The following is a 23,193-nucleotide window of genomic DNA, read 5'->3' as shown; positions in this document are numbered from 1 at the left end:
CTCCAGGTATCGAGGTTAGTGCTGCATGAAGTCGGGACTGCCCAGCAGCATGGCCGCGCGCAGATTGTCCGGGCTACGCGCGATGGTGTCGGCGGTGCGCGGCGACAGCGAACCCGCCAGCGTGGCCCGCAGACTGGCCGCATCCAGCGGCACCGGCGGTGCGGGCGGCGTCGGCGGGGGCGGCGCGAACATCGCCGGGGAGGCGTCGCTGCCGGCCAGGTTCTGCATCGGCGGGGCCGGCGGCGGCGGCGCCAGCAGYGGCCTGGTCGCCAGCGGCAGCCGGCCCTGGGCCAGCGCGGTGGCGAAGGCGATGCGGCGCGTCAGGGCGTCCGGGTTCAGCCAGGCCTCCTGGGTATTCTTGTAGCCGTCCGGGGTCTGGCAGCCGTACAGCGGCATGCCGAGCTGGTTCATGGTGTTCACCAGCGGACCGACGTTGACCAGCGGCGCACTGCCGGCGCGCGCGGCCGAGACCACGAACTGGTAGGGCGTCTTGAACTTGGCGCCGGCGGCCTCGCTGTCCATGAACTCGCTGCTGGAGAACAGGGTCTTCAGCACGGCGCGAATATCGCCCTGGCTGGCCAGCCAGGTCCGGCTCATGCGCTCGACCAGGGCCGGCGGCGGCGTATCGCTGACGAAGTACTGGGCCAGCTGGAAGCTGATGTGGCGCGCGGTGGCCGGGTGCATGGCCAGCACGTCGAGCGCGTATTCGCCTTCGTCCTGGCCAGTAGGCAGAATCTCGTGCCCGAGCCAGGTCTTGGCGCCCTTGTCGTGGCGGCCGGCGTCGAAGCGGAAGGTTTCACCCATGCGCACCAGGCGGCGCTGGTCGAAGGTCCAGCCGGTCAGCATGCGCGCCAGCTCGGTCACGTCGCGCTGGGTATAGCCGGCGTCCACGCCCAGCGTGTGCAGCTCCATCAGTTCGCGCGCATAGTTCTCGTTCAGGCCTTGCGCTCTGCCTTTCGCATTCGGCCGCGGCGTCGAGGAGACCACGTTATCGAGGTAGAACAGCATTGCCGGGTGCTTGGCGGTGGCGCCCAGCAGGGCGCGGAAGGAACCCAGTGCGTAGGGACGGATAGCGTCGCGCTCATAGCTGGCCACCAGGGCGCGGTCGATGCCCTTGCCGGCGAAGACGTTGAAATGGTTGAACCAGAAGTCGACCATCACCTCCTCGAGCTGGCGCGGACTCTCGACCGCGCGCAGCAGGCGCGCCTCGGCTTCCTCGCGGGTGGCGCGTCCCTGCTCGATGCGGCGGCGCTGCTTGGCGCCTTCTTCCTCGTTGCGCACTTCCTTGCGCAGCTCGATGTAGTCGCCCAGGGCCGTGCCGGCGCTGCGCTTGACGGTCTCCAGCGCATCCAGGCGCGCCGACAATTCCGGCGGCATCGGGATGCTCTCGGGGTGCAGCTGCTCATCGATGTACTGCTGCGCACCCATGCGCTGGACGCGCTCGATGTCGCCCGGACGCGGACCGAAGGCCAGGCGGTTCAGCACATGCACCGCCTGCTGGTCGGGCGCGAGCGGCGCCGCGTGGAGCGCCGGTGTGAAAAGCAGGCTTGCTGCGAGGATGGCGAGCAAAGGACGGCTGGTCATGGTGAACGCTCCGGAGGTTTATCGAACAATCATCTCTACCAGGAAGTGTAGATAGGACTGCCTCTTTGCAAAAGTAAGGATTTGTAACCGCAGTCGCCGTACATACACGAGGCGCCGCGCCGCCTTCCTTTTGCTACACTGTCGTGACCATGACCAGACTCCGCCCCCTCCTCGTTCTCCTTCCGGTGGTCGTGCTGGCCGGCCTGGCCGGCGTCCTCGCCACCGGCCGCGCCGCCGACGACAAGAAGGCGGCGGCACCCCGTCCGGCGCTGACCGTCACCACGGCGCGCCCCGCCAGCGCACGCCTGCCGCTGCGCCTCGCCGCCAACGGCAACGTCGCCGCCTGGCAGGAAGCCGTGATCGGCAGCGAGTCGAACGGCCTGCGCCTGCGCGAGGTGCGCGTCAACGTCGGCGACGTCGTCAGGAAGGGCCAGGTGCTGGCCGTGTTCGACGCCGACGTCGTCAACGCCGACCTGGCCCAGGCCAGGGCCGCCCTGCAGGAAACCGAAGCAAATGCCGCCGCCGCTCAGGCGGACGCCGAGCGCGCGCGCGCCCTGCAAAGCTCGGGCGCGATGAGCGCGCAGCAGGTCACCCAGTACATCACCGCCGAGCGCACCGCCAACGCACGGGTGGCAGCCGCGCGCGCCACCCTGTCGCAACAGCAGCTGCGCCTGAAGTACACCCAGGTGGTGGCGCCGGACAGCGGCGTCATCTCGGCGCGCAGCGCCACCGTGGGCGCCGTCGCCGGCGTGGGCACGGAACTGTTCCGCATGATCCGCCAGGGCCGGCTGGAGTGGCGGGCCGAGGTCACGGCGGCCGAACTGCCGCGCATGAAGCCTGGCCTGAAGGCCGAGGTCAGGACCGCCGGCGGCGCCGTCGTCAAGGGCACGGTGCGCACGGTGGCCCCGACCGTCGATCCGCAGACCCGCGTGGCCCTGGTCTACGTCGACCTGCCGCCCAGCCTGTCGCCTGACGCGCCATTGAAGGCCGGGATGTTCGCCGGCGGCCGGTTCGAACTGGGCGAGTCCGATGCGCTGACGGTGCCGCAGCAGGCGGTCGCGGTGCGCGACGGTTTCGCCTATGTGTTCCGCCTGAATCCGGACAACCGCGTCAGCCAGGTCAAGGTCACCACCGGACGCCGCCTTGGCGAGCGGGTCGAGGTGGTGGCCGGGCTGCCGGCGGATGCGCTGGTGGTGATCAGCGGCGCCGGCTTCCTCAACGATGGGGATTTGGTGCGCAACGTGGTGCCGGTCGCCATGCCGGCGCGCTGAAGGGACGGCGATGAATTTCTCGGCCCTTTCGATCCGCAACCCGATCCCGGCGATCATGCTGTTCGTCCTGCTCACGCTGGCCGGCATCCTCGCCTTCCGCGCCAACAAGGTGCAGGACTTCCCGGACATCGAGCTGCCCATCGTGACCGTCACCGCCACCCTCGACGGCGCCGCCCCGGCCCAGCTCGAGACCGAGGTCGCGCGCAAGATCGAAGACTCGGTGGCGACCCTGCAAGGCGTCAAGAACATCTACACGCGGGTGCTGGACGGCGTGGCCACCGTCACCGTCGAATTCATCCTCGAGAAGGACTTGTCGGACGCCGTCAACGACGTGCGCGACGCCGTCTCGCGGGTGCGCGCCGACCTGCCGGCCGAGATGCGCGACCCCAGCGTGACCAAGACCATCACCGCCGGCCGCGTGGTGCTGACCTTCACCGCCGAGGCGGCGCAAGCCAACGGCAAGCCGGCGCTGGATGCGCCCGACCTCAGCTGGTTCATCGACAATACCGTCTCCAAGCGCCTGCTCAGCGTGCCGGGCGTGGGCGCGGTCAAGCGCGTCGGCGGCGTGTTCCGCGAAGTGCGGGTCGAACTCATTGAAGCGCGGATGGCGGCGCTGCGGGTATCGGCCCTGGACGTCTCGCGCCAGCTGCGCAACGTGCAGCGCGAAGAGCCTGGCGGACGCGGCGACGTCAGCGGCGCCGAGCAGTCGGTGCGCACCCTGGCCACGGTGCGGACGGCCCAGGAGCTGGCTCGCATGGAGATCCCGCTGCCGGACGGCCGCCATGTGCGCCTGAACGACATCGCCACGGTATCGGACAGCATCGCCGAGCCGCGCGCCCTGGCCGAGCAGGATGGCCACACCGTGGTCGGCTTCGAGATCTTCCGCACCCGCGGCGCCGGCGAGACCGAGGTCGCGGAGGGCGTGCGCGCCGCCGTGCGCGAGCTGCAGGCGAAACATGGCAACGTGGTGCTGCGCGAAGTGATCGACAATGCCCGGCCGGTGCAGGAAAACTTCGACGCTTCGATGGAGATGCTGTACGAGGGCGCGATCCTGGCCGTGCTGGTGGTGCTGTGGTTCCTGCGCGACTGGCGCGCCACCATCGTCGCCGCCACCGCCCTGCCGCTGTCGGTGATCCCGGCCTTCCTCGGCCAGTACCTGTTCGGCTACACCCTGAACATGGTGACCCTGCTGTCGCTGGCGCTGGTGGTGGGCGTGCTGGTCGACGACGCCATCGTCGAGATCGAGAACATCTCGCGCCACCTCCGCATGGGCAAGACGCCGATGCAGGCCGCGCTTGAAGCGGCCGACGAGATCGGCATGGCGGTGATCGCGACGACCTTCTCGCTGGTCGCGGTGTTCCTGCCGACCGCCTTCATGAGCGGCATCCCCGGCAAGTTCTTCAAGCAGTTCGGCTGGACCGCGGTGCTGGCCATCCTGGCCTCGCTGCTGGTGGCGCGCCTGCTGACGCCGATGATGGCGGCCTACTTCCTGAAGCCGGCCAGGCAAACGGAAGAGAAGGACGGCCCCATCATGCGCCGCTACATGCGCGCCATGCAGTGGTGCCTGCGCCACCGTGGCCTGACCATGCTGGCGGCGGCCGCGTTCTTCGCCGCCTCGATCTCGCTGGTGCCGCTGCTGCCGACCGGCTTCATCCCGGCCGGCGACCGCGCCCAGACCCAGATCAAGGTCGAGCTGCCGCCCGGCGCGACCCTGGAGCAGACGCGCGCGGTAACCGAGCAGGTGCGCCAACTGGCCCTGCGCGACCCGCTCATCAAGACCGTGTTCAGCTCCGTCGGCGGCGGCTCCAGCGGCGACGTGTTCGCACCGGGCGCCGCGGCCGAAGCGCGCCGCGCCGTGCTGACCGTCACCACCGTGCACCGCGACGACCGCAAGGAATCGCTGGCCCGGATCGAATCCCGCCTGCGTGCAAGACTCATGGACATCCCGGGCGCACGCTTCACGGTCGGCCCGCCGGAATCCGGCGTCAAGATGCAGCTGGTGCTGCGCAGCGAGGATCCGGTGGCCTTGACGGCCGCCGCGCGCCAGGCCGAACGCGAACTGCGCACCCTGCACGGCATCGGCAACGTCAGCTCGAGCGCGTCGCTGGTGCGGCCGGAGATCATCGTGCGTCCGGACTTCGCGCGCGCCGCCGACCTGGGCGTGACCGCGGCCAGCATCGGCGAGACCGTGCGCGTGGCCACCGCCGGCGACTACGAGCAGGTGCTGGCGAAAATGAACCTGTCCGAGCGCCAGGTGCCGATCCGCGTGAAGCTGCCGGACGCGGTGCGCGCCGACCTCGATGCCATCGGACGATTGACGGTGCCGGGCAAGAACGGCCCGGTCCTGCTGGCCAACGTCGCGGACATCACGATGGAAAGCGGCCCGGCCCAGATCGACCGCCTGAACCGCAGCCGCAACGTGACCCTGGAAGTGGAGCTGAACGGCCGCTCGCTGGGCGAGGTGAACACCGAGGCGCGCGCCCTGCCCGCCCTGCGCAAGCTGCCGGCCTCGGTGACGATCGCCGAGCTGGGCGACGCCGAAGAGATGCGCAAGCTGTTCGCCAGCTTCGGCACGGCGATGCTGATCGGCGTGCTGTGCATCTACGGCGTGCTGGTGCTGCTGTTCACCGACTTCCTGCAGCCGGTGACGATCCTGGCCGCGCTGCCGCTGTCGATCGGCGGCGCCTTCGTGGCCCTGCTCCTGACCCACGATGCGCTGTCGATGCCGACCATGATCGGCCTGATCATGCTGATGGGGATCGTGACCAAGAACTCGATCCTGCTGGTCGACTACGCGATCCTGGCGCGGAAGGCGGGCATGAACCGCTTCGACGCCCTGGTGGACGCCTGCCACAAGCGCTCGCGCCCGATCGTCATGACCACGATCGCGATGGGCGCCGGCATGCTGCCGCTGGCCCTCGGCCTGTCCGGCGACCCGAGCTTCCGCTCGCCGATGGCGGTGGCCGTGATCGGCGGCCTGATCACCTCGACCCTGTTGAGCCTGCTGGTGGTGCCGGCGGTGTTCACCTATGTGGACGATGCCGAGCACTGGTTCGGACGGATGGGGAGGAAGTTGCGGAAGCAGCCGCGGCAGCGGGCGCGTGAGGAAAGCGCGGTCAAATGAACGTCGCTCCCGCGCAGGCGGGGGCCCAAGTTGGCCGGCGCTACCGAAACGCGTGCAAGACTTGGGTCCCCGCCTCCGCGGGGACGACGTTCTGAAGCCAACAAAAAAGCCGGCCCACGGGCCGGCTTGCTCACCTACCAATCGATCTAACGATCAATAATCGCGACGGCCACCACCCAGGATCTTGGCCAGCAGGAAGCCCACACCCGCAGCAATCGCCACGGCGGTACCCGGGTTCTGGCGCACGTATTCGCGGCCCTGGTCCATGTACTGGCCATAGGCGTCGGTCAGCTGTTCCTTGCGCTGACCCAGGCTGTCGCCCGCGCCGCTCAGCATGCCCTGCAGCTTGTCCACGCCGGCGTGGGCGGTCGTTGCCAGGCGGTCGACCACCGGCTGCACGCTGTTGACGGCCTTGTCGACCATCGGCTTGGCGGCGTCCGCGGCCTGGTCGATCTTGCCGTGCAGGTCCTGGGCCTTCTGGTCGACCAGGTTTTGTGCCTTGTTCGCCATGTCCTTCATGTCGCCGCCGGTGCCGGAACCGGTGGCCGAGCCGGTGCCCATGCCGCTCTGGCTGCTGCCCGACGAACCAGTGGGACCCATGCTGGAGCCGCCGCGGTTGAGGTTGGACGAGCCGGTCGAACCGGTCGAACCGGTCGAGCTGTTGGTGCCGCTGGCGGTCGAGCCGCTGGCGCTCATCGCACCCATCGAGCCGACGCCCTGCGACGAGGTCGAGGTCGACGACGAGCCGGCATTGCTGATGCCGCCCACGGCGCCGGTGCTCGACGCGGTCGCGCCGCCGGTGCTCGAGCCGGTCGAACCCATCTGGTCCTTGCCCTGGTTCGGCTGGCTGCTCTTGTTCAGGCTACCCGAGCTGTTCGAGCTGCCCTGATTACCTGCATTGCTACCTTTTGCTTCGCTCGGCTTTTGATTATCCATGATGTATTCCTCGTAAAATTTTGACGAACGCGGAGTAGACCGATACTCGACCATCAACACATTGACCCTGAACACTTTCAGGAGTTCCGCGCATAGGGATGATCCATTTCGGGTTTCGCTGGGTAGGGCCGCGATGCCGGTTCGACACCGGTTGCGCAGCGTCGCGATAGAAAAAATACAACTTACGGTCGATGGGGACTGTGCGCTGACTAACAGAGCTGTTGGATCGTGGAGAAAGGGAGCGTTGGAAAGCAAAAAGGCACCCCGATGGGATGCCTTTTACGCCAAAACTGGTGCCGCTGACCGGAATCGAACTGGTGACCTTCGCATTACGAATGCGCTGCTCTACCGACTGAGCTACAGCGGCGGGAGCCGTATTCTAACAAACAACTTCGTCAACTGGCTAGCCCGGCTCGGCAATTTTGTCCAGCTTACTCCTGGTGGTAACTGGTCACGCGCTCGACCTCGCTCTTCGAGCCGAGGAAAACCGGCACGCGCTGGTGCAGCTTGGTCGGCGGAATGTCGAGGATGCGCTGGCGGCCGTCCGTAGCGGCGCCGCCGGCCTGCTCGACGATGAAGGCCATCGGATTGGCTTCGTACATCAGGCGCAGCTTGCCCGGCTGGCTGGAATCGCGCAGGTCAGCGGGGTACATGAAGATGCCGCCGCGGTTCAGGATGCGGTGCACGTCGGCCACCATGGAGGCGATCCAGCGCATGTTGAAGTCCTTGCCGCGCGGACCGGTTTTACCGGCCAGCATTTCGGAGACGTAGCGCTGCACCGGCGGATGCCAGTGGCGCTGGTTCGACATATTGATCGCGAATTCCTTGGTCTCTTCCGGAATCTGCATGTCCTTCTGGGTCAGGACCCAGGAACCCATCTCGCGGTCCAGGGTGAAGCAGTTGACGCCGTCGCCGGTGGTCAGCACCAGCATGGTCTGGGGGCCGTAGACGGCGTAGCCGGCCGCTACCTGCTTGGTGCCCGGCTGCATGAAGTCGGCTTCGGTCGGGGCGGTCATGCCTTCCGGCGCCTTCAGGACCGAGAAGATGGTGCCGATCGAGACGTTGACGTCGATGTTCGAGGACCCGTCCAGCGGATCGAACAGCAGCATGTATTCGCCCATCGGGTAGCGGTTCGGGATCGGGTGGATCGATTCCATCTCTTCCGAGGCCATGGCCGCCAGGTGGCCGCCCCATTCGTTGGCTTCGAGCAGGATCTCGTTCGATATGACGTCGAGCTTCTTCTGCACCTCGCCCTGGATGTTCTCAGTGTTGGCGCTGCCCAGGATGTCGCCGAGGGCGCCCTTGCCGACCGAGTGGCTGATGGTCTTGCAGGCGCGCGCGACCACCTCGATCAGGAGGCGCAGCGAGGCCGGGATGTTGTTGTGGAGGCGCTGCTCCTCAACCAGGTATTGGGTCAGGCTGACACGTTTCATGGACTTCCTTTGGTTTGTAATAGTTAATTGGCGAGTGCTTTGCTGACGACTTCACGCACGTCGTTCGACAGCTTGCCCTGGCCGGCCACCTGCTGCAGCGCCTTCTTCATGTGCGCCTGCAGGGCCGGCGAAAAGCGGCGCCAGCGGTCCATGGCGCGCGACAGGCGGCTGGCCACCTGCGGGTTGAGCGCATCCAGGGCGATCACCTGCTCGGCCCAGAAGGCGTAGCCGCTGCCGTCCGGGGCGTGGAACTGCACCGGGTTGTTGACGCAGAAGGCGGCGACCAGGCTGCGCGCGCGGTTCGGGTTGCGCAGCGTGAAGGCCGGGTGCTTCATCAGCTCGCGCACGGCCGCCACGTCGGTGGTCGGGGCCGATGCCTGCATCATGAACCACTTGTCGACCACCAGGGCCTCGCCCTGGAACTCGTCGTAGAAGCGCTGCAGCGCATCGCGGGCGCCGGGTGCGCGCGCATGCACGAGGGCGCTCAGGGCGGCCGCGCGGTCGGTCATGTTGGTGGCTTCGTCGAACTGGCGCTGGGCCAGGGCGATCGATTCCTCGTCCGGGGCCGCGCACAGGTAGCTCAGCGCCAGGTTCTTCAGCGCGCGTTTGCCGATCGAGGCGGCGTCCGGGCTGTACTCGCCCGGGGTCTGGTTGGCCTGGTACTGGGCCAGCAGCTCGGTGCGCAGGCGGGCGCCGATGTCGGCGCGCACGAACTGGCGCGCGGTATGGATCGCCAGCGGATTCACCACGTCGAGCTGGTCGGCGATCATGGTTTCCGAGGGCAGCAGCAGCGCCTGTTCGCGGAAGGCCGGATCGAGACTTTCATCAAGCAGCATCTTGCGCATCGCTTCGACGAAGACGTCGTCCAGGTCGAGCGCGTCCGGACCGCCGTTGGCGCCGGCCATGCCGGTCAGCTTGAGCAGGCGGCCCATGGCCAGGCGCTGGCCGGCTTCCCAGCGGTTGACCGGGTCGCTGTCGTGGCTGAACAGGTGGACCAGTTCGGCGTCGCTGTAGCCGTGCTTCAGGATCACCGGGGCCGAGAAGTCGCGCAGGATCGATGGCGTCGGCTGTTCCTGGACGTCGGTGAAGACGAAGGTCTGGTCGGCATCGACCAGCTCCAGCACGGCCGTGGTGCCGGGCTGCTGGCCGTCGATGGTCAGCGGCAGGTCGCGTCCATCCTTGCCCAGCAGGCCGACGGCCACCGGAATGTGGAAAGGCAGCTTGTCCGGCTGGCCCGGGGTCGCCGGGCAGGACTGGATCAGGCGCAGGGTATAGGTTTTCGCCTGTTCGTCGTAGCGGGTCTCGGCCTGCACGATGGGCGTGCCGGCCTGGCTGTACCAGCGTTCGAACTGGGTCAGGTCGCGGCCGTTGGCGTCGGCCATCGCCATGCGGAAGTCGTCGCAGGTGACGGCCTGGCCGTCGTGGCGGTCGAAGTACAGGTCCATGCCCTTGCGGAAGCCTTCGCGGCCCAGCAGGGTCTGGAGCATGCGGACCACTTCGGCGCCCTTCTCGTACACCGTAACGGTGTAGAAGTTGTTGATCTCGACGAAGGAGTCCGGGCGCACCGGATGGGCCATCGGGCCGGCGTCTTCCGGGAACTGGGCCTGGCGCAGGGTGCGCACCTGGTCGATGCGGGTGACCGCGCGGCCGGTGTCTGTGCCGATCATGTCGGCCGAGAATTCCTGGTCGCGGAACACGGTCAGGCCTTCCTTCAGCGACAGCTGGAACCAGTCGCGGCAGGTGACGCGGTTGCCGGTCCAGTTGTGGAAGTATTCGTGGCCGACCACGGCTTCGATGCCCTGAAAGTCGAAGTCGGTGGCGACGCGCGGATTGGCCAGCACGAACTTGGTGTTGAAGATGTTCAGGCCCTTGTTCTCCATCGCGCCCATGTTGAAGTCGCCGACGGCGACGATCATGAAGCGGTCGAGGTCGAGCTCGAGGTCCCAGCGCTCCTCGTCCCAGCGGATGCTGCGCTTGAGCGACTGCATCGCGTAATCGGTCTTGTCGAGGTTGCCCTCTTCCACCCACACCTGGAGTAATGCCGTGCGGCCGTCCTGGAGCTTGAATTTTTCCTCCTGGCAGACCAGGCGCGCGGCCACCAGGGCGAACAGGTAGGACGGCTTCTTGAACGGGTCTTCCCACTTGGCGTAGTGGCGGCCGTCGGGCAGCTCGCCCTCTTCGATCAGGTTGCCGTTCGAGAGCAGGACCGGATATTTGTCCTTGTCGGCGCGCAGCATGACCATGTACTTGGCCATCACGTCCGGACGGTCCGGGAACCAGGTGATGCGGCGGAAGCCCTCGGCTTCGCACTGCGTATAGAAATTGCCGTTCGAAACGTAGAGGCCGCTGAGCGTCGTGTTACTCTCGGGAACGCAAATCGTCTCGATCTCCAGCGTGACGCTGTCCGGCGTGTTCGGGATGCGTAATACCGTGCCGTCGATCGTGTAATCGCCCTCGGCCAGGGTTTTGCCGTTCAGGCGGATTGCCACCAGTTCAATATCCTCGCCGTACAATTCGATGTCGCGCCGGCTGCTGTCCGGATTGCGGCGCATCGTCATCCGGTTGGCGACGATGGTGCGGGCGGGATCGAGGTCAAAACCGAGCTCCACGGTGTCGACCTGGTAGCTGGGGGCAGTGTAGTCCTTGCGGTAGATGGTCTGGGGCGTATCGGTGCGCATGGTTGGGGTCCGCGAACGATGGTGGAATGAATGCTTATTTTACCAATAGCGGCGGCATGCTTCGATTCCACGTTCGTCTGCGGTTTTTATATGTATCGCACTGTAGCTGCCGTAACCGCCCGTAAATGTATTTCTGAAAATTGAACAGCAGGCGTAAACTGTATTCGTGAAGAATTCCGATTGAAACAAAGATAGTCAGATGGAGCATGTCATGAAACGCATAATGATCGCGGCGGCGGCATCCTTGAGCCTGCTGCTGGGCGGCTGCGCGACCACGATCCGCAGCGACGTCACCACCTTCCACCAATGGCCGGCCCAGATCGCCGACAAGAGCTACGCCTTCGAGGCCCCGGCCCCGCAGGACAACACGCTCGAGTTGCAGAACTACGAGAACCTGGTGCGCGACCAGCTGAGCCGCCTCGGCTTCCACGAGGCGCCGCAGTCGGCGGCCCTGAAGGTGGCGGTGCGTTTCGTTACCGTCGACGTGCCGACCCAGGTGCTGTATCCGTCCTATGCGCCCTTCTATCCCTATTCGGCGCGCTTCGGCTACGGCGGTTTCCGCCGCCGCTACTGGGGCGGCGGCTGGTACAACCCATTCTACGACCCGTTCTGGGGCCCGGTGCCGCGCTACGACGTGGAAGAGGAACACCGCTATCACCGCCAGCTGCAGATCTCCATCAGCTCGGCGACCGACAGCAAGCGCCTGTTCGACGTGACCGTGCGTAACGTCAGCAAGACGATGTCGACCCCGGCGGTGATGCCGGCGCTGGTGCAGAGCGCCTTCGAAGGCTTTCCGGGGCCGAATGGCGGGGCGCGGGTGATCGAGTTGAAGCAGGAGCCGCGCAAGGGTTGAGTTTCAGCCCTTGAATGAAAACGGGACGCGCTGCTCGAGGGCAGGCGTCCCGTTTTGTTTGCCCGTCGTTCCCGCGATTACTCGTCGCTCCCGCCTGCGCGGGACGACGCATTGAAGCTGCGGGAACGACGTACTGAAGCTGTGGGCCGCCGCACACTTCACTTCAGGCCAAATACCTCTCCGAAAAAAACGTAATCGCCACAATCAGCAAAACCGCCAGCGCCAGCACCGCCAGCAGGCGGCCAAAGCGCGGGCTGTCGTCCTGCTGGGGCTCGATCGGGGGTTCGTTGTCGTCGCTGAACTCTCTCATGGCTGTCATGGCAGAAGGATGGTCTTGCCGGTGGTGCGCCGCGATTCCAGCGCGATGTGGGCCTGGGCTGCGTCCGCCAGCGGGAAGCGCTGGTGGATCTCGATCTTGATCTTGCCGCTGGCGACCATCTGGAACAGGTCGGCCGCCATCGCTTCCAGGTCTTCGCGCTTCGCCGCATAGGTCTGCAAGGTCGGGCGCGTGATGTAGAGCGAGCCGCGCGAGACCAGTTCGGAGAGCGCGAAGGGCGGCACCGCGCCGGACGAGTTGCCGAAGCTGACCATCAGGCCCAGCGGCTGCAGGCAGTCGAGCGAGCGCAGGAAGGTGTCCTTGCCGACCGAATCGTAAACCACCGGCACCTTCGCCCCGTTCGTGATCTCCAGCACGCGCTGTACCACATCCTCGGTGTTGTAGTTGATGACGTGGGCCGCGCCATGCTGCCGGGCCAGTTCCGCTTTCTCGTTTGACCCCACCGTGCCGATCAGGTTCACGCCGAGAGCGCGCGCCCACTGGCAGGCGATCAGGCCGACGCCGCCGGCCGCCGCGTGGAACAGGATGGTGTCGCCGGCCTTCAGCGGATAGGTACGGCGGAACAGGTACTGCACCGTCAGGCCCTGCAGCATCATCGCGGCGCCGGTCTCGAAGTCGATCTCGTCCGGCAGCTTGACCAGGGTGTCGGCCGGCATCACGCGCAGCTCGCTGTAGGCGCCGTTCGGACGCGCCGCATAGGCCACGCGGTCGCCCGGCCGCACATGGGTCACGCCCTCGCCCACCGCCTCGACCACGCCGGCGCCCTCCTGCCCCAGGCCGCCTGGCAGCGGGGCCGGATACAGGCCGTTGCGGAAATAGACGTCGATGAAGTTCAGGCCGATCGCATGGTTGCGCACGCGCGCTTCACCGGGGCCGGGCTCGCCGACCTCGACCTCGGCCAGTTCCATCACCTCGGGACCGCCGGTACGCGCGTAGCGGATCGCTTTTGCCATTGCCATTCTCGTTCTCCTTTGTCAGGACAGTTCCATCAGCCGGGACAGGACCAGGCGCGCGCTCGAGACATTCGTCGCGCATGGGATGTTATGGACGTCGCAGGCGCGCACCAGGGCGTTGATGTCGGGTTCGTGCGGCTGCGGGGTCATGGGGTCGCGCAGGAAGATCACACAGTCGATCTCGCCGTTGACGAGGTGGGCGCCGATCTGCAGGTCGCCGCCCAGCGGGCCCGAATGCATGCGCGTGACATCGAGGCCGAGCTCGTTGTTCAGGCGGCCGCCGGTGGTGCCGGTGGCGGTGAGCGTGCAGCGGCCCAGGAACTCCCGGTACTCGGCGGCGAGCGCGATCATGTCGTCTTTTTTCTTGTCGTGGGCAATCAGGGCAATGCGTGGTTTCATTTTTTCCCTCAGGTTCTTTTCAGCGACAGCATATAGATTCCCGCCAGCACCAGCCCGGTCCCGGCCAGTTGTACGGTCGTGATCGGCTCACCCAGCAGCGCCCAGCCCAGGAACAGCGTCGACACCGGGCCGATCATGCCGGCCTGCGAGGCGGTCGCGGCGCCGATGCGCTGTACCGCGATCATCGTCATGAAGACCGGGAAGATGGTACAGAATATTCCATTCACGAGCGAGAGGCCGTAGACCTGCAGCGGCTGGATCAGCAGCGACGCCGGGCGCAGGATGAAGAACTGGGCGATGCAGGCCACGCTCGAGACGCACATCGCGTAAGCCACCAGGCGCAGCGAACCGATGCGCCTGACCATCTCGCCGGTACCCAGCAAGTAGATCGCATACGCCACCGCCGAGCCCAGCACCAGCAGGGAACCGGTGACGATGCTGCCGGCGCCGCCCTGCAGGTCGTGCACGAACACCAGCACGATACCGCAATAGGACAGGCCCAGCGCCAGCCATTGCGCGCCGCCGATGCGGCGCTTCAGGAACACGGCGGTAATCAGGAGCACGAAGGTCGGCGTCAGGAACAGGATCAGGCGCTCCAGCCCGACCGAGATGTATTGCAGGCCCAGGAAATCGAGGTAGCTGGACAGGTAGTAGCCGATCAGGCCCAGGCCCACCAGGCGCCAGCGGTCGACGACGGACAAAGGCGGCTGGGTACGCATCTTCCAGATCGCCACACCCGCAAATACCGGAAGCGAGAACAGCATTCTGAAGGCGATCAAGGTTACTGCATCGATGTGGTAGCGATACAGCAGTTTGGCGACGACAGCTTTGGTGGAGAACAGGACGGCGCCGGCAATGGCGATGGCGAGGCCGCCGATCAAGGCCGGACGTGGGACCGGCGCAACGGAAATGTCGATTGCAGATTTGCTCATCGAAAGATTGTAGTGCGAATCCGGATTTCCGGCTGAGGGCGGCTGCGAACGCCGCAAGGTGGTAGTGGTCCAACCGCCGCTGACCCACTTCAACGAGGAGATGTTCATATGAGCACTGCTGGCGGCGTCAAGCGCAGCGGCTCCGAACGCACCGTCGTATTGGCCCTGCTGGGCCTGCTCGCGGCCCTGTGCTGGGCCTACCTGCTGTACCGTGTCGGCCGCATGGCGCCGCTCGGCCTCGGTGCCGCCGGCAAGACCGCCGCCGCCCCTTGGCACGCCGGCGACCTCGGGCTGCTGTATGCGCTCTGGGTGGTCGTGATCGCGGCGATGATGCTGCCGGCGGCGGCGCCCTCGGTGCTGCTGTACGCACGCGTCAAGCGCCTGCGGCGCGAACGCTGGGTCTATGCCGGCACCCTGGTGTTCATGCTCGGCTACCTGTTCGTCTGGTGTTGCTGCGCGCTGGCGGCGGCGCTGGCGGCCTGGCTGCTGCACGATACCGGCGCGCTCGACGAGAGCATGGCGATCGCCGACCCCACCGTCGGTGCGCTGGCGCTGGCGGCGGCCGGGGTCTACCAGTGGACGCCCGCCAAGCACATCAGCCTGGACAACTGCCGCACACCGCTGGCCTTCGTCCTGACCCATTGGCGGCGCGGCACCTGGGGCGCGTTCCGGATGGGCATCGCCGATGCCCGCTATTGCACCGGCTGCTGCTGGCTGCTGATGGCGCTGGTGCTGCCCTTCGGCGTCCTCAACCTGCCCCTGATCTGCGGCCTGATCGCCCTGATCCTGGCCGAAAAACTGCTCCCCGGCGGACACCTGCTGGCCTGCGCCACCGGACTCGGACTGGTGGCCTGGGGCACCGCGCTGTTGTTTCCCTGACAGTTTTTGAGCAAGGGCGCTATGATAAAATGTCGAGGATTAAATCCATACCGTCTAAGGGAATCTCGACATCATGGCTGGACACAGCAAATGGGCCAATATCAAGCATAAGAAGGCCGCCACCGACGCCAAGCGCGGCAAGATCTGGACTCGTCTCATCAAGGAAATCACGGTTGCAGCCCGTATGGGCGGCGGCGACATCGCCTCGAACCCGCGCCTGCGCCTGGCAGTCGACAAGGCCGCCGACGCCAACATGCCGAAGGACAACGTCACCCGAGCGATCCAGCGCGGCTCGGGCGGCCTCGAAGGCGTCAACTACGAAGAAATCCGCTACGAAGGCTACGGCATCGGCGGCGCCGCGATCATCGTCGACTGCATGACCGACAACCGCGTCCGCACCGTGGCCGAAGTGCGCCACGCCTTCAGCAAATACGGCGGCAACATGGGTACCGAAGGTTCGGTGTCCTTCATGTTCAAGCACGTCGGCCAGTTCCTGTTCGCGCCGGGCGTGGAAGAGGACAAGCTGATGGAAGCCGCGCTGGAAGCCGGCGCCGACGACGTCATCGCCGACGACGAAGGCGGCTTCGAAGTGCTGTGCGACCCGAACGCCTTCGCCGGCGTCAAGGACGCGCTGGAAAAGGCCGGATTCAAGGCCGATTCCGCCGAAGTCATCATGAAGCCGGACACCGAAACGGTGTTCACCGGCGAAGACGCGCAGAAGATGCAGAAACTGCTCGACGTCCTGGAAAACCTGGACGACGTGCAGGAAGTGTATACGAACGCCGTCATCGAAGAGTAAGCAAGGACCCACGAAAGGCCCCCATGAAAATCCTGGTAGTCGGCTCTGGTGGCCGTGAACACGCCCTGGCCTGGAAACTGGCCCAATCCGACCGCGTCCAGACGGTCTACGTGGCGCCCGGCAACGGCGGCACGGCGCACGATGCGCGCCTGGTCAACATCGACATCACGGATCCGGCCGCGCTGGCCGACTTCGTGGTCGCCGAGCACGTCGCACTGACCCTGGTGGGTCCGGAAGCGCCGCTGGCGGCCGGCATCGTCAACCTGTTCCGCTCGCGCGGGCTGAAGGTCTTCGGCCCGACCCGCGAGGCGGCCCAGCTGGAAAGCTCGAAGGACTTCGCCAAGGCCTTCATGGAGCGCCACGGCATTCCGACCGCGAAGTACCAGACCTTCTCGGACCCTGTCCAGGCCCATGCCTGGATCGACGCCAACGGCGCCCCGATCGTCATCAAGGCCGACGGCCTGGCGGCCGGCAAGGGCGTGGTGGTCGCGATGTCGCTGGAAGAAGCGCACCAGGCGGTCGACCACATGCTGTCGGATAACCGCTTCGGCGATGCCGGCGCCCGCATCGTGATCGAGGAATTCCTGGCCGGCGAGGAAGCCAGCTTCATCGTCATGTGCGACGGCAAGAACGTGCTGGCACTGGCCACCTCCCAGGACCACAAGCGCCTGAAGGATGGCGACCAGGGTCCGAACACGGGCGGCATGGGCGCCTACTCGCCGGCGCCGATCGTGACGCCGTCGATGCATGCGCGCGTGATGCGCGAAATCATCAATCCGACCATCCAGGGCATGGCCAGGGACGGCATCCCCTACTCCGGCTTCCTGTACGCCGGCCTGATGATCGACGCCGCCGGCAACCCGAAGACGCTGGAATTCAACTGCCGCATGGGCGACCCGGAAACCCAGCCCATCATGGCGCGCCTGAAGAGCGACTTCGTGACGGTGCTGGAACACGCCTGCAACGGCACGCTGGACGCCGTGGAACTGGAATGGGACCGCCGCACCGCGGTGGGCGTCGTGATGGCCGCCGCCGGCTATCCGGACGACCCGGTCAAGGGCGACGTCATCGACGGCATCCCGGCCGAAACGCCGGAATGCATCACCTTCCACGCCGGCACCCGCCTCGTCGACGGCACCCTGCAAACCTCGGGCGGCCGCGTGCTGTGCGTGGTGGGCCTGGGCGACAGCGTCAAGATGGCCCAGAAGCAGGCCTATGAAACCGTGGAGAAGATCCACTTCAATGGGGCGCAGTATCGGCGCGACATCGGCTGGCGCGGCGTCAAGCAGTAAGTTTTCCGCGCACCAAGAAGACGGGACGTTTGCCAAGGCAGCGTCCCGTTTTTTTGGCACCACCGTCGTCCCCGCGAAGGCGGGGATCCAAGGACCAGCCAAACTAAGCCGTAATGTCAGCGTAGAGATCACGCCAATCAGGATTCATTTTCTGGACCAGATTCACCTTCCAATCCCTGTTCCAACGCTTGATCAGTTTTTCTCGACGCGCTGCTTCCATGATGTAGGTATGCACCTCATACCAGACGAGATGTGTCAGTCGATATTGCTTCGTGAATCCATCGAAAACGCCTTCACGATGCTGCCAGACGCGCTTCAGCAGATCGGTTGTGCTGCCGACATATAAAGTTCCATAAGGGCGATTCGTCAGGATGTAGACATAGCTGTGCTTTTCCATCATTGCCGAACCCATGATTAAAACACCGATGTTCCGTTTACATGGCTTGCGCAGCCATGCGTCCCCTCAATAAGAACTTGGGTCCCCGCCTTCGCGGGGACGACGGTGGCGCGGGAATGACGATTCAACAGCCAGTGGTGTACAATCCCCGATCCATTTTTTTTCCAGCCACCACCTCACCCACATGTCCACCCCGAACCCTGCCGCCGTCAAGGCCTGGCTGCTCGATCTGCAGGCGCGCATCGTGCAGGCGCTGGAGGAAGTCGATGGCAAGCCGTTTTTGCGCGACACCTGGGAACGTGCCGAGGGTGGCGGTGGTGTTTCGCGGCTGATCGAAGAAGGTAATGTGTTCGAGCGCGGCGGCTGCAATTTCTCTCACGTGCAAGGCAAGAGCCTGCCGCCGTCGGCGATGGCCGCGCGGCCGGAACTGGCGGGGCGCGCCTGGGAAGCGATGGGGGTGTCGCTGGTGCTGCATCCGCGTAATCCCTATGCGCCGACCGTGCACATGAACGTGCGCTTCTTCGAGGCGACGCTTGATGGCAAGGAGCCGGTCTGGTGGTTCGGCGGCGGTATGGACCTGACGCCCTATTACGCCGAGGAAGGCGATGTGCGCCACTTCCACCAGGTCTGCCACGATGCGCTGGCGCCTTTCGGCGAGGACCTGCATCCGCGCTTCAAGCGCTGGTGCGACGATTATTTCTACCTGAAGCACCGCAAGGAAGCGCGTGGCGTCGGCGGCATCTTCTTCGATGACTTCAACGAGATCGGTTTCGACCAATCCTTCGCGCTGGTGCAAAGCGTGGGCAAGGGTTTCCTCGATGCCTATCTGCCGATCGTCAAGGCGCGCAAGGACCAGCCGTATGGCGAGCGCGAACGCGACTTCCAGGCTTACCGCCGCGGACGTTACGTCGAGTTCAACCTGGTCTGGGACCGCGGCACCCTGTTCGGCCTGCAGTCGGGCGGGCGCACCGAGGCGATCCTGATGTCGATGCCGCCGATCGTGAAGTGGCGCTACGACTGGCACCCGGAACCGGGCAGCCCCGAGGCGAAGCTGTACAGCGACTTCCTCGTCCACCGGGATTGGCTGGCCCCGTGATCCGCTGCATTGCCCTGCTGGGAGGCAGTTTCGACCCGGTACATGACGGCCACGTCGCGCTGGCCGAACTGTTCGCGCACCTGCTTCATCCGGACGAACTGCGCATCATGCCGGCCGGACGGCCGTGGCAGAAGAAGGCCGGCCTGGAAGCCGGCGATGCCGACCGCGTCGCGATGCTGGAACTGGCGTTCGCACATGCGGCCTGTCCGGCCATCGTCGACCTCCGGGAAATCGAGCGCGACACCCCGACCTACACGGTCGAGACCCTGCGCGAACTGCGCGCCGAACTCGGACCCGATGCCTCGATCGTGTTCCTGATGGGCGCCGACCAGTTGCAGAAGCTGGACAGCTGGATCGACTGGAAGGACTTGTTCGCGCTGGCGAATTTCGGCGTCGCCGCGCGGCCGGGCTACCGGCTCGACGCCGCCTTTCTTCCGCCCGCGGTGGCGCAAGAACTGACGCCGCGCCTTGCCACGCCTGAAGAAGTTCGTGCGAGCAAGGCCGGAAAAGTCTGCCTGGCACATACGCTGGCGGTCGATATTTCGGCCACCGAAGTACGTGCGGCTTTAAAGGACAATGCGCCATCAAAGGTAAGCGCGCTCCTTGCGCCGCAAGTGCTAGACTATATTCAACAACATAACTTATACAAGAGCTAATGGATATCAAGAAACTGCAAGCGATCGTCGTCGACGCCCTCGAAGACATCAAGGGCCAGGAGATCGCCCTGTTCGACACGACGAACCTGACCAGCCTGTTCGACCGCATCGCGGTCGTGTCGGGCACCTCGAATCGCCAGACCAAGGCACTGGCTGCCTCCGTCCGCGACAAGGTCAAGGAAGCAGGCGGCGACGTGGTCGGCATGGAAGGCGAAGACACCGGTGAATGGGTGCTCGTCGACCTGGGCGACATGATCGTGCACATCATGCAGCCGGCCATCCGCCAGTACTACCGCCTGGAAGAAATCTGGGGCGAGAAGCCGGTCAAGCTGGGCGCGGCCAAGCGCAAGTCCACCTCCGAAGGCCAGGAAGCCGCCGCCGCCCCGAAGACCAAGGGCAAGCACCTGGCGGCCAACCAGGAGCAGCCGGAAGCCAAGCCGGTCAACGAACGCAAGCCGGCCGCCAAGCGCGCCACCGCTGCATCGAAGACCGCCGGCGAAGCGGCTTCTGCCAAGAAGCCGGCGGCCAAAACGCCGGCCGCCAAGATCCCGACCGGCGCCCGCGTGAAGGTTGCCGTGCCGAAGGCCGTCGCCGCATCCGCTGCCGCCGCGAAAGCCGCCAAGGCCGCCGCACCGAAGCGCGCGACCAAGGCTGCCGCTCCGGCCGCCGAAGGGGCAGCACCGGCCAAGAAGGTCATCCGCCGCATCAAGAAGGCCGACGAATAATCCCGTCGGATAAGTTTCAATAATGCAGTTGATCATTGCCGCGGTCGGCCACAAGATGCCGGCCTGGATCGAGACCGGTTTTGCCGAGTACGTCAAGCGCATGCCTCCCGAGCTGCGCATCGTGCTCAAGGAAATCAAGCCGGTCGAGCGTTCGGGCAGCAAGACCGCGGCCACCGCGATGGCGCTCGAACGCGAGCGCATCGAAGCCGTGTTGCCGAAGGGGGTGCGCATCATCGCCCTCGACGAGCGCGGCAAGGACCTCACCAGCGTCGGCCTGTCCCAGCAGCTGGAAGCCTGGCAGCAGGATGGGCGCGATGTCGCCTTCCTGATCGGCGGTGCCGACGGCCTCGATCCCGAACTGAAAGCCCGCGCCGATGGGCTGATCCGCATCTCGAGCATGACGCTGCCGCACGGAATCGTGCGGGTCATGCTGGCGGAGCAGCTGTATCGTGCCTGGTCGATCACCCAAAACCATCCCTACCACCGCGTTTAGGAAGCGTTCCGGCTTCTTCGAAGATGAAATTTCTCGATAAAAAGATCTACCTCGCCTCGAAGAGCCCACGCAGGCGCGAACTGCTGCGCCAGGTCGGCGTGGAATTCGAACTGCTCAGCCTGCGTACCGATCCCGCGCGCGGCGAGGACGTGAGCGAGGACGAGCATCCCGGCGAGGTGCCGCTCGACTATGTGGCCCGGGTGGCGCGCGAGAAAGGCGCCTTCGCCTGGAAGGTGCTGGCCCTGCGCCGCATGCCGCTGCGCCCGGTGCTGTCGGCCGATACTACCGTCACCATCGACGGCCGGATCCTCGGCAAGCCGGCCAATACCCAGGAAGCCGTGGCCATGCTGGAGAGCCTGTCCGGCCGCACCCACCAGGTGCTGACCTCGGTGGCCCTGCACTACATCGACATCGCCGAGCAGGTGACCCAGGTGTCCAATGTGCGCTTCGCCAAACTGAGCCAGGCCGACATCAAGGCTTATTGCGCCACCGCCGAGCCCTACGACAAGGCCGGCGCCTACGGCATCCAGGGCCTGGCGGCGCTGTTCATCGAACATATCGAGGGCAGCCATTCGGGCATCATGGGCTTGCCGGTGTTCGAGACGGCGCAGCTGCTTCGGAAGGCTGGCGTTAGGTTCTTCTGAACGGGCGCCGGGGTCTCAGGTATTTTGGCTGGAACGGTCGAGCTGTCCACCCTACGCTGGTATGATGGCGCCTTGAACATTTCACGCACGGCCCTAGCCACATGACTGAAGACATCCTGATCAATATCACCCCACAGGAAACGCGTGTCGCGCTGGTGGTACAGGGAGCCGTGCAGGAGCTGCACATCGAGCGCACGCTCACGCGCGGCCTGGCAGGCAATGTCTATTCGGGCAAGGTGGTACGCGTGCTGCCCGGGATGCAATCGGCCTTCATCGACATCGGCCTGGAACGTGCCGCCTTCCTGCACGTGGCCGACATCTGGGAAGCCCGTCCCCACGACAACAATGGCGGCGGCAACGTCAACGCCGCGCCGACGCCCATCGAAAAAATCCTGTTCGACGGCCAGGTGCTGACCGTGCAGGTGATCAAGGACCCGATCGGCACCAAGGGCGCGCGCCTGTCGACCCAGATCTCGATCGCCGGCCGCATGCTGGTCTACCTCCCGCAGGACAAGCATATCGGCATCTCGCAGAAGATCGAGAAGGAATCCGAGCGCGAGGCCCTGCGCGCGCGCATGCAGGGCCTGCTGCCGCCGGAAGAAAAAGGCGGCTACATCGTGCGCACCCAGGCCGAAGACGCTTCCGACGCCGACCTGGCGGCCGACATCGACTACCTGCGCAAGACCTGGGGCGCGATCCTGCAGGGCGCGCGCACCCGTCCCGCCACCAGCCTGCTGTACCAGGACCTGAACCTGGCCCAGCGCGTGCTGCGCGACTTCGTGCACGACGAGACGGCGGCGATCCTGGTCGACTCGCGCGAGAACTACCTGAAGCTGGTCGAATTCGCCCAGGTCTACACGCCCAGCGTGCTGTCGCGCCTGCAGCATTACACCGGCGAGCGCCCGCTGTTCGACCTCTATGGCGTCGAGGAAGAGATCCTGCGCGCGCTGGGCCGCCGCGTCGACCTGAAATCGGGCGGCTACCTGATCGTCGACCAGACCGAGGCGATGACGACCATCGACGTGAATACCGGCGGTTTCGTCGGCGGACGCAATTTTGCCGACACCATCTTCAAGACCAACCTCGAGGCGGCCCACGCGATCGCGCGCCAGCTCCGCCTGCGCAACCTGGGCGGCATCATCATCCTCGACTTCATCGACATGGAGAACAACGAGCACCGCAACGCCGTGCTGGCGGAGCTCAAGAAAACCCTGTCGCGCGACCGCACCAAGGTGTCCGTCAGCGGCTTCTCGGCCCTGGGCCTGGTCGAGATGACCAGGAAGCGCACCCGCGAGTCGCTGGCCCACATCCTGTGCGAGCCCTGCCCGGCCTGCGGCGGCAAGGGACAGGTCAAGACCTCGCGCACCATCTGCTACGAGATCCTGCGCGAGCTGCTGCGCGAGGCCAAGCAGTTCAACCCGCGCGAATTCCGCATCCTGGCATCGCAGGAGGTGGTCGACCTGTTCCTGGAAGAGGAATCGCAGCACCTGGCGATGCTGGGGGACTTCATCGGCAAGAAGATCTCGCTGCAGGTCGAAAAAGGTTATCACCAGGAGCAGTACGACGTGATTCTGATGTGAGCTTTACACGTCAGTTTCGCCAGATGTAACTCATGCATTTGTCATAGTACTCAGATGCTGTTGCTGCTACAGGACAATAGCGTTAAAAATCCCGATAGGGGCAACGCACTTGCCCAGTTTGGACTACAATTT

Annotated in this window: 21 protein-coding genes and 1 tRNA gene; 12 read left to right on the top strand and 10 right to left on the bottom strand. The window is 65.6% G+C overall.

Annotated elements, in window-relative coordinates; genetic code table 11:
* Window positions 1-15: 15 nt before the first annotated feature.
* On the bottom strand, window positions 16-1,584 hold the full coding sequence (locus tag AB4Z32_RS05135) for a DUF1800 domain-containing protein (RefSeq protein WP_441934831.1): 1,569 nt from the start codon (window positions 1,582-1,584) through the stop codon (window positions 16-18).
* Window positions 1,585-1,733: 149 nt separating this feature from the next.
* Here AB4Z32_RS05135 and AB4Z32_RS05130 point away from each other — a divergent pair, with 149 nt between their 5' ends.
* On the top strand, window positions 1,734-2,855 hold the full coding sequence (locus AB4Z32_RS05130; RefSeq protein ID WP_441934830.1) for an efflux RND transporter periplasmic adaptor subunit: 1,122 nt from the start codon (window positions 1,734-1,736) through the stop codon (window positions 2,853-2,855).
* A 10-nt stretch (window positions 2,856-2,865) separates the two neighbouring features.
* On the top strand, window positions 2,866-5,979 hold the full coding sequence (locus tag AB4Z32_RS05125; RefSeq protein WP_441934829.1) for an efflux RND transporter permease subunit: 3,114 nt from the start codon (window positions 2,866-2,868) through the stop codon (window positions 5,977-5,979).
* 153 nt (window positions 5,980-6,132) lie between these two features.
* Here the strand turns inward: AB4Z32_RS05125 and AB4Z32_RS05120 are convergent, their stop codons facing one another.
* The 4 genes from AB4Z32_RS05120 to pepN all read right to left on the bottom strand — a co-directional run bounded on the left by AB4Z32_RS05120 (window position 6,133) and on the right by pepN (window position 11,026).
* Window positions 6,133-6,915: a DUF883 family protein gene (locus AB4Z32_RS05120; RefSeq protein WP_441934828.1), complete on the bottom strand. Its 783-nt coding sequence runs from the start codon at window positions 6,913-6,915 to the stop codon at window positions 6,133-6,135.
* Window positions 6,916-7,206: 291 nt separating this feature from the next.
* A tRNA-Thr gene (locus AB4Z32_RS05115) sits at window positions 7,207-7,282 on the bottom strand.
* Window positions 7,283-7,346: 64 nt separating this feature from the next.
* Window positions 7,347-8,348 carry a class 1 fructose-bisphosphatase gene (locus AB4Z32_RS05110; RefSeq protein ID WP_441934827.1) on the bottom strand — a complete coding sequence of 334 codons (1,002 nt, stop codon included), beginning with the start codon at window positions 8,346-8,348 and terminating at the stop codon, window positions 7,347-7,349.
* 23 nt (window positions 8,349-8,371) lie between these two features.
* The gene (gene pepN, locus AB4Z32_RS05105) at window positions 8,372-11,026 is read right to left on the bottom strand and encodes an aminopeptidase N (RefSeq protein WP_441934826.1); all 2,655 of its coding nucleotides are present in this window, start codon (window positions 11,024-11,026) and stop codon (window positions 8,372-8,374) included.
* Window positions 11,027-11,237: 211 nt separating this feature from the next.
* Between pepN and AB4Z32_RS05100 the strand changes: the two genes are divergently transcribed.
* A complete protein-coding gene (locus AB4Z32_RS05100; RefSeq protein ID WP_441934825.1) occupies window positions 11,238-11,879 on the top strand; it encodes a DUF4136 domain-containing protein in 642 nt (213 codons plus the stop codon).
* 163 nt (window positions 11,880-12,042) lie between these two features.
* Here AB4Z32_RS05100 and AB4Z32_RS05095 read toward each other — a convergent pair whose 3' ends face one another.
* Genes AB4Z32_RS05095 through AB4Z32_RS05080 form a run of 4 tightly spaced genes read right to left on the bottom strand, consistent with a single transcriptional unit; the run spans window position 12,043 to window position 14,500 of the window.
* Window positions 12,043-12,189, bottom strand: coding sequence for a hypothetical protein (locus AB4Z32_RS05095; RefSeq protein WP_441934824.1), 147 nt, complete (start codon window positions 12,187-12,189; stop codon window positions 12,043-12,045).
* Window positions 12,190-12,194: 5 nt separating this feature from the next.
* Entirely contained in the window at window positions 12,195-13,169 is a 975-nt protein-coding gene (locus AB4Z32_RS05090; RefSeq protein WP_441934847.1) for a quinone oxidoreductase family protein, read from the bottom strand.
* A 21-nt stretch (window positions 13,170-13,190) separates the two neighbouring features.
* Window positions 13,191-13,568, bottom strand: a complete 378-nt coding sequence (locus AB4Z32_RS05085; RefSeq protein ID WP_441934823.1) for a methylglyoxal synthase — start codon at window positions 13,566-13,568, stop codon at window positions 13,191-13,193.
* Window positions 13,569-13,576: 8 nt separating this feature from the next.
* Window positions 13,577-14,500, bottom strand: a complete 924-nt coding sequence (locus AB4Z32_RS05080) for a DMT family transporter (RefSeq protein WP_441934822.1) — start codon at window positions 14,498-14,500, stop codon at window positions 13,577-13,579.
* 108 nt (window positions 14,501-14,608) lie between these two features.
* Here AB4Z32_RS05080 and AB4Z32_RS05075 point away from each other — a divergent pair, with 108 nt between their 5' ends.
* The 3 genes from AB4Z32_RS05075 to purD all read left to right on the top strand — a co-directional run bounded on the left by AB4Z32_RS05075 (window position 14,609) and on the right by purD (window position 17,470).
* Window positions 14,609-15,379 (top strand): DUF2182 domain-containing protein, encoded by a 771-nt coding sequence (locus AB4Z32_RS05075; RefSeq protein WP_441934821.1) that lies wholly within the window; start codon window positions 14,609-14,611, stop codon window positions 15,377-15,379.
* A 73-nt stretch (window positions 15,380-15,452) separates the two neighbouring features.
* Window positions 15,453-16,178: a YebC/PmpR family DNA-binding transcriptional regulator gene (locus AB4Z32_RS05070; protein ID WP_441934820.1), complete on the top strand. Its 726-nt coding sequence runs from the start codon at window positions 15,453-15,455 to the stop codon at window positions 16,176-16,178.
* A 23-nt stretch (window positions 16,179-16,201) separates the two neighbouring features.
* On the top strand, window positions 16,202-17,470 hold the full coding sequence (purD, locus tag AB4Z32_RS05065; RefSeq protein WP_441934819.1) for a phosphoribosylamine--glycine ligase: 1,269 nt from the start codon (window positions 16,202-16,204) through the stop codon (window positions 17,468-17,470).
* A gap of 103 nt (window positions 17,471-17,573) precedes the next feature.
* Here purD and AB4Z32_RS05060 read toward each other — a convergent pair whose 3' ends face one another.
* Window positions 17,574-17,882 carry a GIY-YIG nuclease family protein gene (locus tag AB4Z32_RS05060; RefSeq protein WP_441934818.1) on the bottom strand — a complete coding sequence of 103 codons (309 nt, stop codon included), beginning with the start codon at window positions 17,880-17,882 and terminating at the stop codon, window positions 17,574-17,576.
* A gap of 169 nt (window positions 17,883-18,051) precedes the next feature.
* On the opposite strand from AB4Z32_RS05060, the gene hemF reads away from it, so the two are divergent.
* The 6 genes from hemF to rng all read left to right on the top strand — a co-directional run bounded on the left by hemF (window position 18,052) and on the right by rng (window position 23,061).
* Window positions 18,052-18,963, top strand: coding sequence for an oxygen-dependent coproporphyrinogen oxidase (gene hemF / locus AB4Z32_RS05055; RefSeq protein ID WP_441934817.1), 912 nt, complete (start codon window positions 18,052-18,054; stop codon window positions 18,961-18,963).
* Window positions 18,960-19,619 carry a nicotinate-nucleotide adenylyltransferase gene (locus tag AB4Z32_RS05050; RefSeq protein WP_441934816.1) on the top strand — a complete coding sequence of 220 codons (660 nt, stop codon included), beginning with the start codon at window positions 18,960-18,962 and terminating at the stop codon, window positions 19,617-19,619. The genes hemF and AB4Z32_RS05050 overlap by 4 nt, the downstream gene beginning before the upstream one ends.
* On the top strand, window positions 19,619-20,344 hold the full coding sequence (gene rsfS / locus AB4Z32_RS05045; protein WP_441934815.1) for a ribosome silencing factor: 726 nt from the start codon (window positions 19,619-19,621) through the stop codon (window positions 20,342-20,344). The genes AB4Z32_RS05050 and rsfS overlap by 1 nt, the downstream gene beginning before the upstream one ends.
* 22 nt (window positions 20,345-20,366) lie before the next feature.
* A complete protein-coding gene (gene rlmH / locus AB4Z32_RS05040) occupies window positions 20,367-20,837 on the top strand; it encodes a 23S rRNA (pseudouridine(1915)-N(3))-methyltransferase RlmH (protein ID WP_075793150.1) in 471 nt (156 codons plus the stop codon).
* A gap of 23 nt (window positions 20,838-20,860) precedes the next feature.
* Window positions 20,861-21,481 carry a Maf family protein gene (locus AB4Z32_RS05035; protein WP_441934814.1) on the top strand — a complete coding sequence of 207 codons (621 nt, stop codon included), beginning with the start codon at window positions 20,861-20,863 and terminating at the stop codon, window positions 21,479-21,481.
* A 101-nt stretch (window positions 21,482-21,582) separates the two neighbouring features.
* The gene (gene rng, locus AB4Z32_RS05030) at window positions 21,583-23,061 is read left to right on the top strand and encodes a ribonuclease G (RefSeq protein ID WP_441934813.1); all 1,479 of its coding nucleotides are present in this window, start codon (window positions 21,583-21,585) and stop codon (window positions 23,059-23,061) included.
* The last annotated feature ends 132 nt before the right edge of the window (window positions 23,062-23,193 follow it).

Source organism: Massilia sp. 2TAF26, from assembly GCF_052115005.1.
GTDB lineage: Bacteria > Pseudomonadota > Gammaproteobacteria > Burkholderiales > Burkholderiaceae_D > Telluria.
The sequence above is the reverse complement of the archived record's forward strand: the minus strand, read 5'-3'. Positions and strand labels throughout refer to the sequence as shown.